This window comes from Brevundimonas aurantiaca (assembly GCF_904830995.1).
GTDB lineage: Bacteria > Pseudomonadota > Alphaproteobacteria > Caulobacterales > Caulobacteraceae > Brevundimonas > Brevundimonas aurantiaca.
This window is the reverse complement of record NZ_CAJGVD010000001.1, coordinates 1,019,565-1,033,501: the sequence shown is the minus strand read 5'-3', so window position 1 is coordinate 1,033,501 and position 13,937 is coordinate 1,019,565. Positions and strand designations below refer to the sequence as shown.

Genomic DNA, 13,937 nt, shown 5'->3' with positions numbered 1-13,937 from the left:
GCCCGAGCGACGACGAGCGGAAGGCCCGGGCGGAGACGCCCGGGCCTTTTTTCATGCGCGGCGCGCTCGGCGGCGGCATACTGGGTCGATGGGGCAGGTTGAACAGATTGAAGAGGCGGCGGCCTTGCTCGCCCAGGCCGAGCGGCGGCAGGCGGACGGGGACCTGCACGGCGCCTTTGCGGCCTACAAGGCCTGTCTGAAAGCGGCGCCGGATTTCGCCCCCGCACTGTCGGGTCTGGGTCTGTTCCTGGCCGAGCACGGCGATCCCGGAACGGCGGCTCAACTGCTCAGCCGCGCTACGGCGGTCGGGGATGATGTGCTGCGGCGGCGGACAGAGCCGACTTTCGCGCGTCTGCTGGCGGGCCTGACGCCCAATGCTTGGAACGCCGTGCTGGATCGCGACCTGCAGACGTGCCTGGCCTCTCCAGCCGTCGACCCGCAGACGCTGGCGCGGGTGACCGCCGAGACCCTGTTGCTGAAGCAGGCGCGGTTCGATGGATCGGCGTCGATGCTGTCGGACACGGGCCGCGATCCGCTGTGGCTGGCCTTCCTGTCGCGGTGCGTGAACGTCAGCCCGGCCATGGAGGTTCGGCTGGAGGCCGTGCGCGATGCCCTGGCAGAGATGTCGGTGGAAGGGGGCAGGCCGAACGCCGCGATAGGCGTTCTGATCGCCGCCTTGGGCGTCAACGGGTTCGCGTCCGAATATGTCGCTTCGGCGCGGCAGGCTGAGGGTGTGGCGGCTATCCTGTACAGACCGCCGACCCCGGCAGACGTGTCCGCCCTGGGCGAGGGCGAGATCCAGGCTCAACTGATCCGGCGCGCCGTTGACGAACCGGCGCGCGAGCGGAATCTGGCCCGGACGGTTCCCGCCTTCACGCCCGACTGCGAGGACGCGGTCTCCGAAGCGGTCAAGGATCAGTACGAAGCCAACCCCTATCCGCGCTGGTCGGCGCCGCCTTCGCCGCGACCTCGGCCGCTTCGTGAAGCCGTTTCAGTCTTGCCGGGGTTGGATCGTAAGGCCTTCGGCGATCGTGTGGAGATGGTGCTGATCGCCGGATGCGGCACGGGCTTCGAGCCCATCGACCTGGCGCGGATGGACCCTTCGCTGGCGATCACCGCGATGGACCTGAGCCGCGCCAGCCTGGCCCACGGCATGCGGGTGGCCGAAGACCTGGGTCTGACGCAGATCCGGTTTGTTCAGGGCGACATCCTGCAGCTGGACCAGGTTCAGGCGCGGTTCGACGTCGTCACCAGCACCGGGGTGATCCACCATATGGCGCGACCGGAGGACGGGCTCGCGCGGCTGGCGGGCGTTCTGCGGCCCGGAGGCGTGGTGCGGCTGGGGCTCTACAGCGAGCGGGCGCGGGCGGTGGTGCGGGCGGCGCATGACCTGATCCGGCAGATGGGGTGGACGCCCGTCGATGCGGACATCCGGGCGTTCCGCGCCCATGTCCTGGCCCTGCCGGACGACGAGCCCTTGGCGGCGCTGAAGGAAAGCGCGGACTTCTACAGCCTCAGCGGATGCCGTGATCTGGTCTTCCACGTGCAAGAACATTGCTACACGCCGCCCCAACTGGACGATCTGCTGGCCGTCGCTGGTCTCCGCCTTATCGGTTTCGACGCCCTGCCCGAGGCTCAGTCGGCGTTCCGTTCGGCCTTCGGGCGCGCCGATCCGCTGGACCTGGACCTATGGGACAAGCTGGAGGCACAACACCCCAACCTGTTCGCCGGCATGTACCATCTGTGGGCCCAGAAGCCGGCCTGGGTGGACCTTCCCCCGCTTGCGGGGGAAGTGTCAGCTCGTCGAGCGTAGCGAGACGGCTGACGATGGGGGAAGTCTTCTTCCAGCCAAACAAGACTCCCCCTCTCCGACCCTGGTTCGATTCGCGAACGACGGGCCACCTCTCCCGCAAGCGGGAGAGGGTCAGTTTTCTTTTTTGAAGGGCGACAGTTCCTCGGTCATCTCTCGCCTCTGCGCCTCCACTGCGGGGCCTTCGCGACGGAGATAGTCGGCGACCGGGCCGCGCAGCGCGGGGTCGGCGATGAAGTGGGCGGAGTAGACGGGGGAGGGCAGATAGCCGCGTGCGATCTTGTGCTCGCCCTGGGCGCCCGCCTCGACGCGGGACAGGCCGCGCGCAACGGCGAACTCGATCGCCTGATAATAGCAGAGCTCGAAATGGAGGAAGGGCACGTCTTCCAGCGCGCCCCACTGGCGGCCGTACAGGGCGTGGCGGCCGATGAAATTCAAGGCGCCGGCGATGGGCCTTTCGTCGCGGAAGGCCATGACGAGGGCGATCCGGTCCGCCATGGTCGCGCCCACGCGGCTGAAGAAGTCCCGCGTCAGATAGGGCCGTCCCCATTTGCGGTCGCCCGTGTCCATGTAGAAGGCGAAGAAGGCGTCCCAATGCGCCTCGGTGATGGCGGCGCCGGTCAGGATGCGGATGTCCAGACCCGCCTGGGCGTCGCGACGTTCTCGGCGGATGGTCTTGCGGCGGTTGGCCGACAGGGCGGCCAGGAAGTCGTCAAAGGTCCTATAGTCGGTGTTGCGCCAGATGAACTGGATGTCCTGGCGGAGCCGCAGGCCGGCCTGGGCCATATCCGTCCATTCGACCTCGGTCGGGAAGTTGACGTGCAGGGACGAGACGCCCAGCCGCTCGACCAGGGTCAGGGCGCCCTGAAGCAGGGCCTGGCGCACGGCGGCCGCGTCCGTATCCGGGTGGTTCAGGAAGCGTGGGCCGGTCGCCGGGGTGAAGGGCACGGCGCCCAGCAGCTTGGGGTAATAGCGACCGCCGGCACGCTCATAGGCGTCGGCCCAGCTGTGGTCGAAGACATATTCGCCCTGGCTGTGGCCCTTCAGATAGAGGGGCATGACGCCCAGGACGGCGTCATCCTCGTCACGCAGGGCCAGGTGTCGCGGCGCCCAAGCCTGGTGCGGCGCGGCGCTGCCGGACGCCTCGCAGGCGTGCAGAAAATCGTAGGAGACGAAGGGATCGCCGGTGGGACACGCGCAGGCGTCCCAGGCCTCGCGGCCGATGTCGGCGATCCCGTCGTGAACCGTCAGTGTGAAGGTCAACGGATCTCCACGACGGCGTCCACCTCGACGGCGAAGCCGAGGGGCAGCTTGTAGACGCCGACGGCGGAACGGGCGTGGCGGCCGGCGTCGCCGAACACCTCGACCATCAGGTCCGAGCAGCCGTTGATGACGGCGGGAATGGCCTCGAATTCCGGTCCCGCCTGGACGAAGCCGCCCAGCTTCACGATCCGCACGACCCTGGACAGGTCGCCGTCGCAGGCGGCCTTGATCTGGGCCAGCAGGTTGATCCCGCACAGGCGGGCGGCGGCGGCGGCCTGTTCCGGCGTCACGTCTACGCCGACCGTGCCCTTGATCCCGCCCGAGGCGTCGTTCGACAGCTGGCCCGAGATATGGACGACCGCGCCCGACTGGACGAAGGGCACATAGTTGGCCACCGCCTTGGCGGGTTCCGGCAGGGTGATGCCGAGTTCGGCGATACGGGATTCGATGGTCATGGGGGCTCCTTGATCTGGTCGGCGGTTTAGCGCGGCGCAAGGGCGGCGTCACCCGTCCGGCGTCTTAAGCCTTCGCCAATCGCCATATGCCAGGATGGCGCTCATGGATCTGCACCTGACCTCTGACGTCGCCGCCTTTCAGGCCGTGTTGGCGCGCCTTTCGCCGTCGGACTGGGCGCACATTGATGCAGCCATGGAGCCCGCCGCCGCCAAGGCCGCAGAGGCCGCGCCCCACTGGGATTTCGAAATGCCGGCCAGGGCGGTGGACGCCGTTCTGGGCGCATCCGCCTCTGACGCGGTTCGACGCGGCCTCATCGCCAGTTGGGCCCTGCGCTTGCCGGATCGGGTCGCGACCCTGGCTCTGCCGCCCCAAGTGCTGTCCCTCTATCCCTATTGGATCGAACAGCTGGCGGCCTTCCTGACCCAGGCGGAGGGCGATTACGACTTCGACCACTGGGCCAAGGATGTTCGCTTCAGCCTGGCGCTCAGCGTGCCGGCGGCCAAGAGCCAGGTCATCGACCTGAGTTCGCCGGTGGGGCCGGGACAGATCATCAAACATGTGCGCGACGGCTGGGGCTTAGGCCCGCTGTTCCGCTATCTGAAGGCGGGCGCCAAACGCGAGCCCTGGCTGGAGGTCCATACCGAGAGCCGCTGGCTACGCGGCTTCAACGAGGAGGGTTGGAACGACGCCTGGGCCACGGCGGCGGAAATCTGTCGGACGCGACCGGAGCTGGCGGGGATGATCGGCTCCAGCTGGTTCTACGACCCGCCCCTGACCGAGATCAGCCCCCGCCTGGCGCACCTGCGGCTGAACCCGCTGAAGGGCGGGGCCTTTATGGTGCATCAAGGGCCGGGCGAGATTCACACACAGCGGGCGGCAACAGCCTCTGCGTCGCGAAAGGCGTTGATCGACAGCGGTGATTACACCGCGCGGTCATGGCTGATGGTCTGGCCGAGGAAGGAACTGATCGCCTGGGCGGATCGGCGCAAGGCCGTCGCCCTCGTCTGAGAGCCGGCGATGTTCGATAGCCCGATTATCGATTAGTGTGCTGACATTTTCGGATTGGAGCGACGGCATGTCGATGGCGGCGAAGCGTGCGGGCGGGACGCATCCTCTGCGTTTGGTCGGCTGGGGCCTTGTGGCCTTGGCCCTATCGGCGCCGCTGGTGGCCATGCAGTTCACTCGCGAGGTCGCCTGGACGGCGTCGGACTTCCTGTTCGCGGGCGTCTTGCTGGTCGGGGCGGGCGCCTTGATCGAACTGACGCTGGCTTTGATCAAACGTCGTTCTTTGGCTCTGGCCGTCTGCGCCGCAGTGGTCCTGGCGGTTCTGCTGATTTGGGCCGAGGGCGCCGTGGGCGTTTTCTAAGCCGTTTCAGTCGGTAAGGCGGCCCCAGGCCGAGGCCACGGGTTGAATGTCCAGCCCGGCGGCCTTGGCGAGCCGGATCAGCCGGTCGATGTCTTCGGGGCGGCAGCCATAGGGGGTGGGCGCGTCGCTGACGTCGTGGCCGTAGGCGATCAGCCAGCCTCTAGAGCCCGCCGTGTCTGCGACAAGCTGTTCCAGATCATAGCCGGGCAGGCGACGACTCTCCAGGCCGATGGCCTGCACCAGATTGCGATCCACGCGGCCGGTGTTGATCCCGTCGCGCACGCCTCGGCCGCATAGGAAGCGCCGCTCAATCACCGCCTTGGACCCCAGGGCGCAGTCGCCGAACGGATAGGCGAAGGTCTGCATCCGATAGCCGTCCAGCCGTTCCGACACCCAGGCGGCGTTGCGGGCCAGGCTGGCGTCCAGTTCGGCTGGCGACAGGCGCAGGGTCGAGACGTGTTCATAGGTGTGGCAGCCGACCTCGTGCCCCGCCGCGTGCAGGGCCTGAAGGTGTGCGGTCTCGAACTGCGGCAGATCCAGATTGCGCCCGCCCGCCAAACCGCCGCAGACATAATAGGTGGCCTTCACCCCGTGCTGGGCCAGCACCGGCCCGGCCTCCAGCCAGGCGGAGGCGGGGATGTCGTCGAACGACAGGCTCAGCACGCCTCGCGGGGACCGGATGGTCACGGGGCGGACATCCAGATAACGGCCGGCGCGGCGGCGCATCTTATCGACGAAGGCGTTCATGTCGCCCTTATCGCGGATCGGGCTTAAGGCCGGGTTTCAGACCGCAACGGGTCGAGCGGTCAGGCCGCGCTCGCCGAAGACGCGGCGATAGCGTTGGATTTCGGCCGGATCGCCCACGGCCTTTTCCGGATTGTCCGACAGTTTGACGGCGGGGCGCCCCCCGGCCTCGACCACCTTGCAGACCAGGGAGATAGGCTCAAGCTCGGGGGCGAAAGCGGGCGAACACTTGCGGAAGTCATTGGTCAGATTGGTGCCCCAGCCGAAGCTGAGCCGGGTGCGGCCATGGAAATGGGCGTGGGCCGCTTCGATGCCGTCGATGTCCATGCCGTCGGAGAAGATCAGCAGCTTCTCGCGCGGATCGCGGCCCCGTTCGCGCCACCAGTCGATCAGCCGTTCGCCCGCCGGGATCGGCGGGGCCGAGTCGGGGCGGAAGCCGGTCCAGTCGGCGACCCAGTCGGGAGCCTGATCCAGAAAGGCCTCGGTGCCGAAGGCGTCGGGCAGGACGACCAGCAGATTGCCGCCGTAGTGCCGCCGCCACTCGTCCAGCACAGCATAGGGCGTCTGGGCCAGGCTGGCGTCGTCGGGGGCCAGGGCGGCCAGGACCATCGGCAGTTCGTGGCCATTGGTGCCGATGGCCTCCAGATCGTTCTCCATGGCGTGGAGCACATTGGAGGTGCCGATGAAGGACCGGCCCAGACCTTCCTTCAGGGCCTGAATGCACCAGCGTTGCCACAGGAAGCCGTGGCGACGACGGGTGCCGAAATCGGACAGTGCGAGGTCGGGCAGGATGCGCAGCCGCTCGACCTTGGACCACAGCCGGGTCTTGGCCCGCGAATAGAGGACGTCCAGTTCGAACCGTCCCAGCCGACGCAGCCCTGTGCGGCAGCGCAGTTCGTTGAGGATGGCCAGGGCGGGGATTTCCCACAGGGTCACCTCGGCCCAGGCGCCGGAGAAGGTCAGGACATATTGGCCGTCCTGAACCGACAGGTCGTAGTCGGGCAGGCGGTAGTCGGTCAGCCAGGCGATGAAGTCCGGCGAGAAGATCTGCTTCACCCCATAGAAGCTGTTGCCCGCCAGCCAGACCAATTCCTTGTTGGTGAAGCGCAATGTGCGGGCGTGGTCCAGCTGGTCGCGCAGTGCAGCGACGTCGATCTCGTCCGCCATACGGACCGACCGGGTGCGGTTGATGACCTGGAAGACGACGGGCGTGTCGCGATGTTCACGCCAGATCATCTGCAACATCAGCAATTTGTAGAAATCGGTGTCCAGCAGGCTGCGGACGATCGGGTCCAGGCGGAACCCGTGGTCGAAGGCGCGTTTGGCGAGGTCCATGCGCCCTCTTAGGTCTTAAGCGCCCGACCCGCCACCACGGCGTCCTTGCCGAACTTTTCTCGCAGCCGGTCGATGGCCCGTTCGGTCTTCAGGAGGCGGGTCTCGGCGCTTTGGAACAGACCGACAGGCGCGTCTTCGGCATCCTGAATATCCGCCATGCCGATACCGATCAGCCGATAGGGCGGCCCCAGTTCCGGCCGCAGCAGATCGCGACCGGCGGCGAACAGGGCGCGGGCGGTCTGGACCGGTTCGGCCAGGCTGATCCGCCGGGTGACGATCTTGAAGTCGGTGCGGCGCAGTTTCAGCACCAGGACGCGGCTGGCGACGCCGTCGCGCCGCGCCTTTGAAGCCAGCTTCTCGCACAGGGGCCAGAGCTCGGCCTCCAGCGCCTCGGCCGTGCTGAGGTCCTCATTGAAGGTGGTCTCGGCGCTCATGCCCTTGCGGTCCCGCTCCGGGTTCACGGCGCGGGCGTCGCGGGCGTGGGCCAGGTCGTAGAGGCGCAGACCGGACTCCCCATAGCGTTTGACCAGGTCGCGGACGTCGGCCCGGGCCAGATCGCCGATGGTGGCGTAGCCGTCGCTGCGCAGCGCCTTGCCGAACACCGGGCCGACGCCGGGCAGGGCGGTGACGGAGCGGGGCGCCAGCAGGGCCTGGGCATCCCCTGCGCCGATGACGGAAAAGCCTCGCGGCTTGTCCATCTCCGAGGCCATTTTCGCAAGGAAGCGATTGGGCGCCAGGCCGATCGAGACGGTCAGGCCGGTCTCTTCCTCGATCTGCTTCTGAAACCGGATCAATTGAAAGGCCGGAGGCCCGCCGTTCAGTCGCTCCGTGCCCGACAGATCGACCCAGGCCTCGTCCAGCGACAGCGGCTGGATCAGGGGCGTCAGCCGGCCCAGGGCGCCCAGGATGCGATCTGACTCAAAGACGTATTTGGCGAAGTCCGGCTTGATCACCACGGCATCGGGACAGGCCTTCAGGGCCTTGAACATCGGCATGGCGCTGCCGACGCCATATTGGCGGGCGACATAGCAGGCGGTCGAAACCACGCCGCGCTTTCCCCCGCCGACGATCACCGGCCGGTCGCGAAGCTCGGGCCGATCGCGCTTTTCGACCGAGGCGTAGAAGGCGTCGCAGTCTATGTGCGCGATCGTCAACCGATCCAGTTCCGTGTGGGCGACGATGCGGCGCGATCCGCACGACGGGCAGCGCCGATCCGGCGGCCCGGCGGGGTCGGTTCCGGTCCACAGACAGTCGCGACAAACGGCCTTTATGGCCACGCTTAAGGTCTCCGTAACCTTGGCTTCACCCCAACTTAAGACTGGGCAGGCAGTATGACGTTCAACGCGGCGTCGCCAATTCGCCGGCGACCCAGGTCAGGTGATGATGTCCAAGAAAGTCCTCATCGTCGAGGATAACGAGCTGAACATGAAGCTTTTTCATGATCTGCTCGATTCCCAGGGCTACGAGACCTTGCAGACCCGAGAGGGGCTGCAGGCCTTGGCCCTGGCGCGCGCGCACCATCCGGACCTGATCCTGATGGATATTCAACTGCCTGAAATTTCGGGTCTCGAAGTCACCAAATGGCTGAAGGACGACGAGGAGCTGAACCATATTCCCGTCATCGCCGTGACCGCCTTCGCCATGAAGGGCGATGAGGAGCGGATTCGTCAGGGCGGTTGCGAGGCCTATATCTCCAAGCCGATATCGGTCATGCACTTCCTCCAGACCATTCGGCAGCATCTGGGATGAGCGCGCGAATTCTGGTCGTCGATGATGTGGACGTGAATGTGCGTCTGCTCGAGGCCAAGCTGACCATCGAATATTACGACGTGCTGACCTGCCACGACGGTCAGACGGCCTTGACCCTGGCGGCGAAAGAGCAGCCGGACCTGATCCTGCTGGACGTCATGATGCCTGGCATGGACGGTTTCGAGACTTGTCGGCGGTTGAAGGCGCGAGCTGAGACGCGCCACATTCCGGTGGTGCTGGTGACGGCCCTGGACGGCCGAGCCGATCGGATTCGCGGTCTGGAGGCCGAGGCCGACGACTTTCTGACCAAGCCGATCGACGATGTGGTGCTGCTGGCGCGGGTCAAGTCGCTGACGCGGCTGAAGCAGGTGATGGACGAACTGCGCGAGCGCGAGGAAAGCAGCCGGCGCATGGGCGTGGGCGACGAGGCTGCAGCGCGTCTGAGAACCGAAGGCGGCCGGGTTCTGATCGTCGATGACGACGAAAGCCAGGCCGCAGCGGTCGCTGCGGAACTGGGCCGCGAACACCGCGTGGTGGTGGAGACCGACCCCCAGGCGGCGCTTGCGGCGGCCAAGGGGCCGCTGGATCTGATCATCGTCAATGTGGCGGCCCAGAGTTTCGACGGATTAAGGGTCGTCGCCATGCTGAAGTCCGGCGATGCGCGGCGCGCGCCGGTCCTCGCAATCGTGGAGCCTGGCGAGCGACCTCGGATGGTCAAGGCGCTGGAGCTGGGGGCTACCGACATCCTGCCGCGTCCGATCGACACCGAGGAGCTTTCCGCCCGTGTCCGCACCCAGATCCGGCGCAAACGCTATACGGACTTCCTGCGCCAGAAGCTGGACAGCAGTCTGGAAATGGCCGTCACCGACTCTCTGACGGGCCTGCACAATCGGCGCTACATGGCCGGCCAGCTGCAGGCCCTGGTGGGGCGCGCCACACACGGCGGCTCGCCGGTGGCTGTGCTGGTCTTGGATATCGACCACTTCAAGGCGGTCAACGACGGTTTCGGCCACGACGCCGGCGATGAGGTTCTGGCCGAGTTTGCGGTCCGGCTGGCCACCAATGTGCGCGCCGTGGACCTGCCCTGCCGTATGGGCGGGGAGGAATTCGTGGTGGTCATGCCGGGCGCGGGTCTGGAGGACGCCCGCATGGTGGCCGAGCGTATTCGCCGCGACATCGCCGCAGCGCCGTTCCGCGTGATGGGCGGCGAGGAGTTTTTGACCATCACCCTGTCGATCGGCGTCGCCGCGACCACCGGCGCCGGGGACACGCCCGAGGCCCTGCTGAAGCGGGCCGATGAAGGCGTTTATGAAGCCAAGGCCGGCGGCCGCAACAAGGTCGTCGCGCGCGCGGTCTGACGTCGCAACGGCTTAGCCGCAACGAAAAACGCCCGGCTGCGACCAGCCGGGCGTTTTCCTTTGTCAGCGGATCAAGGCGTTACTTGATCTTGCCTTCCTTGAACTCGACGTGCTTGCGCACGACCGGGTCGTACTTCTTGACGACCATCTTCTCGGTCATGGTGCGAGCGTTCTTCTTGGTGACGTAGAAGAAGCCGGTGTCGGCCGTGGAGTTCAGGCGGATCTTGATGGAAGCCGGTTTGGCCATCGGAATTACCTCTGCGACGGCGAAAGCCGCTTAAAATAAGAGGCGCGGAACATACTCAGACTCGATCCAAAGTCAACGGCCCAATCTCAGACGGCCGTCCACGGCTGAAGAGGCCGCACAGTCGCGCAGGCGGGGCCGCCGTCGCGGGCACGGCCGGGCAGAATCACCTCAAGCGTCTGACCGGCGCGGGCCTGGGCCAGAAGGGCGGCGGGAATGTCGTGGACATCGATCTTGGCGCGACGGCTCCATTCGCCGTGCTGTCCAGCCGATGTGCCGATGGCGATATAGATGAAGCGGCGCAACGGCCCCTCGCGCCGGACGAAGGGGCCGGTCAGCCGCCCGTCGTCGGACAGGGTCACGGGGACGTCGAAACTGATCGGACCGTCACCGGCGATACGGGGTTTGACCGGCGTGTTGGCCTTGTCCTGCAGGCTGTAGGCGACGCCTGGGACCGGGTCTGCTGTGGTCAGCCGCAGGGTGATGGCGCTGGGCATGGTCAGTCCCTGTGATCGACGATGTGGCGGCCGCGCACCATGCGGACGAAGGGGAGGGGGCGGTCGGGGCTGGTTCGATCCTGGCCAAGCCGCTCGGCCAGTTCGCCCAGCACGAAGCGGGTGATGGCGGGCAGATCCAAGGCGCGGGCGTCTTCCAGCGGCAACCAGGCGATTTCGTCCAGCTCGCCCGACCCTGCGGTCGGCTCGGGCGTCAGCAGGGCCTCGGCTGGGGCCATGAAAAAACGAGCGTCGAACCGGCGCGTGCGGCCGGGCGGCGTAACGGCGCGGGCGATGTAGGACAGGACCGAAAGATCGGGCAGGGCGCCCGCTTGGCGGTATTCGCGCCACGGTCCAGCGACGCTGGCGGAGGGCGCGGCGCGCCCCAGGATCAACCCGGTCTCCTCGAAGGTCTCGCGGATCGCCGTCAGGGCCAGGGCGCGGGCGCGGCGGGCGGGAACCTCAACCTCCAGCCGACGCGCGACGTCTGACGCCAAGGCGCCGGTCGAGGCGGCGGTGAAATCCGCCCGGTCGATCCGCCCACCGGGAAACACCCACTTCGACGCCATGAAGACATGGCCCGGCGCCCGCCGCCCCATCAGCACCTCAGGCCGCGACCCGCCCCGTGTCACGATCAATGTCGCCGCGTCCTTGGGGCGTTGGGCGCCGCCGACGCGAGGCGCGTCGGTCAGGTCCTGCGCGGCGTCGAAGGGGGTCACCTCCGCTTGCCCTTACGCACGCCCTTCAGCCCGCCCGAAGGTTTGGAGCCGTTGCGGGGCTTGGGGCCGCCCGGCCGGGTCTTGCCGCGCATCGGCGGGCCGTCGCCGCCTCGTCCCCGGACGCCGTAGCGTGGGGCTGGAGCGTTGGGATCGCGGGCCTCGGGCTCACTGAGCATTTCGAACACCAGGCCGCCGGTGACGGGCGTGGCCTCCACCAGCCTGACCTCGACCATCCGGCCCAGGGTGAAGCGCTTGCCGGTGCGTTCGCCGACCAGGGCATGGGCGCGGTCGTCATGGGCGAAATATTCGCTGCCCAGGGTCGAGACGGGCACCAGGCCGTCGGCGCCGGTTTCGTCCAGCCGGATGAACAGGCCGAAGCGCGTCACCCCGGTGATCCGTCCGGTGAAGGCGGCGCCGACGCGGTCCTCCAGGAAGGCGGCGATATAGCGGTCCATGGCGTCACGCTCTGCCGCCATCGACCGGCGCTCGGTCATGGTGACGCCCTCGGCGATGGCGGGCAGTTCGGCGATCTCGCGGTCGGTCAGTCCATCCTTGCCCAGCCCCAGCGCCCGGATCAGGCCGCGGTGGACGATCAGGTCGGAATAGCGCCGGATCGGCGAGGTAAAATGGGCGTAGCGGTCCAGGTTCAGGCCGAAGTGGCCGACATTGTCCGGCGAATAGACAGCCTGCATCTGGGTGCGCAGCACTACCTCATTGACCACATCGGCGTATTCGCCGTCTCGGGTCTCGTCCAGCAGTTTGTTGAACCGCTTGGTCGTGCCCGGCTCGCCCTTGTTCCACGGCTTGCCGATGGTCGAGAGGAAGTCGGCCAGGTTGAAGATCTTCTCCTGACTGGGCGCGTCGTGGACGCGGTAGATCAGGGGCGTCTTCTTCTGCTCCAGGGTCTCGGCGGCGCAGACGTTGGCCTGGATCATCATCTCCTCGATCAGCCGGTGCGCCTCCAGAGAGGCGCGCTTTTCGATGGAGGCGATGCCGCCATCCGGGGCCATACGGATGCGGCGCTCGGCGGATTCGATCTGCAGCGGACTGCGTTTCAGCCGGCCCTTCAGCATGGCGTGGTAGGCGTTCCACAGCGGATAGAGGATGGTCTCCATGATCGGGCCGGTCGTGTCGTCAGTTTGCCCGTCGATGGCGGCCTGGGCCTGTTCGTAGCTGAGCTTGGCGTGCGACCGCATCAGACCGCGCACGAACTTGTGGCCGGTCTTGCGGCCGTCCTTGTCGAACACCATCCGTACCGCCAGACAGGCGCGGTTCTCGCCTTCCTTCAGGCTGCACAGGCCGTTCGACAGCACCTCGGGCAGCATCGGCTCGACGCGGTCGGGGAAGTAGGTGGAGTTGCCCTTGTCGCGCGCCTCGCGGTCCAGCTGGCTGCCCGGCCGGACGTAGGCGGCGACGTCGGCGATGGCGACCCAGACGATCCAGCCGCCGGGGTTCTTCGGATCTTCGTCGCGGGCGGCGTAGACGGCGTCGTCATGGTCGCGCGCATCGGCGGGGTCGATGGTGATGAAGGGGATTTCGCGCAGGTCTTCGCGCCCCTTCAGCGTCGGCAGTTCCTGATCCTCGGCCTCGCGCTCCACCGCCTCGGAGAAGCCGGTCGGCACGCCATGGGCGTGGATGGCGATCAGGGAGGCGGCGCGGGGGTCGTCCTCCTTGCCGATATGTTCCAGGATCTTGCCGCGCTTGGGCCCATAGCGCTGGTCGCCCTTTTCAATGGCGGCCAGGACCAGATCGCCGTCGCGCAGATCGCCGGACTGGGCCTGGGGCACCAGCAGCACGTCCTTGGAGCGACGGTCGACCGGTTCGACGCGGGTCTCGCGCGCCGACTTGCGGATGACGCCCAGGACACGGTTCGTCCCGGCGTCCAGCCGTTTGATCAGTCGCGCCTCCCAGCCGTCGTCGCCGCGCTGGAACTTGACCAAAAGCCGGTCGCCCAGGCCGGGCGCGGGACCGGGCTTTGCCTTGTCAGGCATCAACAGGGCGCGGGGCGCATCGGCGCCGGCCTCGACCAGGCGGACGTACAGTTCGCCGTCGCCGTCGCGTTCGATCACGTCGGCGACGCCGACGGGGGGCAGGGCGCCGGCTTCTGAGAAGCCCTTGCGGCCGCGCTTGCCCAGCCGGCCCTCAGCCTCCAGCTCGCGGATCATTTCGCGCAGGGCCCGGCGATCGCCGCCCTTCAGGCCGAAGTGGCGGGCGATATCGGTCTTCTCGGCCGATCCGGCCTCGCGCAGAAAGGCGAGGAGGGTGTCTTTGTCGGGGAGACCGGCGGGCGGCCTCTTGGGTGATTTGGTCATTGCGTCTTTCGTAGCGCGGAACCGCGCCCTTGGGTCAAATCTTGCGTGAGTTGACCATGTGAATGTGAGGCCTCAGCCTCGCTGCGT

The 13,937-nt window shown here is 67.3% G+C and carries 14 protein-coding genes; 5 read left to right on the top strand and 9 right to left on the bottom strand.

Annotation, left to right across the window (positions count from 1 at the left end):
- Positions 1-88 precede the first annotated feature (88 nt).
- Entirely contained in the window at positions 89-1,813 is a 1,725-nt protein-coding gene (locus JMT67_RS05140; RefSeq protein ID WP_201462869.1) for a class I SAM-dependent methyltransferase, read from the top strand.
- Between the two features lie 111 nt (positions 1,814-1,924).
- Here the strand turns inward: JMT67_RS05140 and JMT67_RS05135 are convergent, their stop codons facing one another.
- Together JMT67_RS05135 and JMT67_RS05130 are read right to left on the bottom strand one after the other, a co-directional pair.
- Entirely contained in the window at positions 1,925-3,073 is a 1,149-nt protein-coding gene (locus JMT67_RS05135) for a GNAT family N-acetyltransferase (protein WP_201462868.1), read from the bottom strand.
- A complete protein-coding gene (locus JMT67_RS05130) occupies positions 3,070-3,528 on the bottom strand; it encodes a RidA family protein (protein WP_182713552.1) in 459 nt (152 codons plus the stop codon). Before JMT67_RS05130 ends, JMT67_RS05135 begins: the two co-directional genes overlap by 4 nt.
- 103 nt (positions 3,529-3,631) lie before the next feature.
- Between JMT67_RS05130 and JMT67_RS05125 the strand changes: the two genes are divergently transcribed.
- On the top strand, positions 3,632-4,537 hold the full coding sequence (locus JMT67_RS05125; protein ID WP_201462867.1) for a hypothetical protein: 906 nt from the start codon (positions 3,632-3,634) through the stop codon (positions 4,535-4,537).
- A 67-nt stretch (positions 4,538-4,604) separates the two neighbouring features.
- Complete coding sequence (locus JMT67_RS05120; RefSeq protein WP_201462866.1) at positions 4,605-4,895, top strand: hypothetical protein; 291 nt, start codon at positions 4,605-4,607, stop codon at positions 4,893-4,895.
- Positions 4,896-4,901: 6 nt separating this feature from the next.
- On the opposite strand, the gene JMT67_RS05115 is transcribed toward JMT67_RS05120, so the two are convergent.
- The 3 genes from JMT67_RS05115 to JMT67_RS05105 are packed head-to-tail and all read right to left on the bottom strand — an operon-like array spanning position 4,902 to position 8,251.
- The gene (locus JMT67_RS05115) at positions 4,902-5,642 is read right to left on the bottom strand and encodes a polysaccharide deacetylase family protein (RefSeq protein ID WP_201462865.1); all 741 of its coding nucleotides are present in this window, start codon (positions 5,640-5,642) and stop codon (positions 4,902-4,904) included.
- A 36-nt stretch (positions 5,643-5,678) separates the two neighbouring features.
- Positions 5,679-6,974, bottom strand: a complete 1,296-nt coding sequence (pncB, locus tag JMT67_RS05110; RefSeq protein WP_201462864.1) for a nicotinate phosphoribosyltransferase — start codon at positions 6,972-6,974, stop codon at positions 5,679-5,681.
- A gap of 8 nt (positions 6,975-6,982) precedes the next feature.
- The gene (locus JMT67_RS05105) at positions 6,983-8,251 is read right to left on the bottom strand and encodes a DNA polymerase IV (RefSeq protein ID WP_201462863.1); all 1,269 of its coding nucleotides are present in this window, start codon (positions 8,249-8,251) and stop codon (positions 6,983-6,985) included.
- Between the two features lie 106 nt (positions 8,252-8,357).
- Between JMT67_RS05105 and JMT67_RS05100 the strand changes: the two genes are divergently transcribed.
- Positions 8,358-8,723, top strand: coding sequence for a response regulator (locus JMT67_RS05100; RefSeq protein WP_182713570.1), 366 nt, complete (start codon positions 8,358-8,360; stop codon positions 8,721-8,723).
- Complete coding sequence (locus JMT67_RS05095) at positions 8,720-10,081, top strand: PleD family two-component system response regulator (protein WP_191554246.1); 1,362 nt, start codon at positions 8,720-8,722, stop codon at positions 10,079-10,081. The genes JMT67_RS05100 and JMT67_RS05095 overlap by 4 nt, the downstream gene beginning before the upstream one ends.
- A gap of 79 nt (positions 10,082-10,160) precedes the next feature.
- On the opposite strand, the gene rpmG is transcribed toward JMT67_RS05095, so the two are convergent.
- The 4 genes from rpmG to rnr form a co-directional block, all read right to left on the bottom strand.
- Complete coding sequence (gene rpmG, locus JMT67_RS05090) at positions 10,161-10,328, bottom strand: 50S ribosomal protein L33 (protein ID WP_003164451.1); 168 nt, start codon at positions 10,326-10,328, stop codon at positions 10,161-10,163.
- Between the two features lie 86 nt (positions 10,329-10,414).
- Positions 10,415-10,822, bottom strand: coding sequence for a DUF5990 family protein (locus tag JMT67_RS05085; protein WP_191554245.1), 408 nt, complete (start codon positions 10,820-10,822; stop codon positions 10,415-10,417).
- Positions 10,823-10,824: 2 nt separating this feature from the next.
- A complete protein-coding gene (locus JMT67_RS05080; protein ID WP_201462862.1) occupies positions 10,825-11,538 on the bottom strand; it encodes an NUDIX hydrolase in 714 nt (237 codons plus the stop codon).
- Positions 11,535-13,850, bottom strand: coding sequence for a ribonuclease R (gene rnr, locus JMT67_RS05075; RefSeq protein ID WP_201462861.1), 2,316 nt, complete (start codon positions 13,848-13,850; stop codon positions 11,535-11,537). Before rnr ends, JMT67_RS05080 begins: the two co-directional genes overlap by 4 nt.
- Between the last annotated feature and the right edge of the window lie 87 nt (positions 13,851-13,937).

Coding starts and splice junctions, on each gene's coding strand:
- JMT67_RS05140 (WP_201462869.1), top strand. CDS start 89: ATGGGGCAGGTTGAACAGATTGAAGAGGCGGCGGCCTTGCTCGCCCAG.
- JMT67_RS05130 (WP_182713552.1), bottom strand. CDS start 3,528: ATGACCATCGAATCCCGTATCGCCGAACTCGGCATCACCCTGCCGGAA.
- JMT67_RS05125 (WP_201462867.1), top strand. CDS start 3,632: ATGGATCTGCACCTGACCTCTGACGTCGCCGCCTTTCAGGCCGTGTTG.
- JMT67_RS05120 (WP_201462866.1), top strand. CDS start 4,605: ATGTCGATGGCGGCGAAGCGTGCGGGCGGGACGCATCCTCTGCGTTTG.
- JMT67_RS05115 (WP_201462865.1), bottom strand. CDS start 5,642: ATGAACGCCTTCGTCGATAAGATGCGCCGCCGCGCCGGCCGTTATCTG.
- pncB (WP_201462864.1), bottom strand. CDS start 6,974: ATGGACCTCGCCAAACGCGCCTTCGACCACGGGTTCCGCCTGGACCCG.
- JMT67_RS05100 (WP_182713570.1), top strand. CDS start 8,358: ATGTCCAAGAAAGTCCTCATCGTCGAGGATAACGAGCTGAACATGAAG.
- JMT67_RS05095 (WP_191554246.1), top strand. CDS start 8,720: ATGAGCGCGCGAATTCTGGTCGTCGATGATGTGGACGTGAATGTGCGT.
- rpmG (WP_003164451.1), bottom strand. CDS start 10,328: ATGGCCAAACCGGCTTCCATCAAGATCCGCCTGAACTCCACGGCCGAC.
- JMT67_RS05085 (WP_191554245.1), bottom strand. CDS start 10,822: ATGCCCAGCGCCATCACCCTGCGGCTGACCACAGCAGACCCGGTCCCA.
- rnr (WP_201462861.1), bottom strand. CDS start 13,850: ATGACCAAATCACCCAAGAGGCCGCCCGCCGGTCTCCCCGACAAAGAC.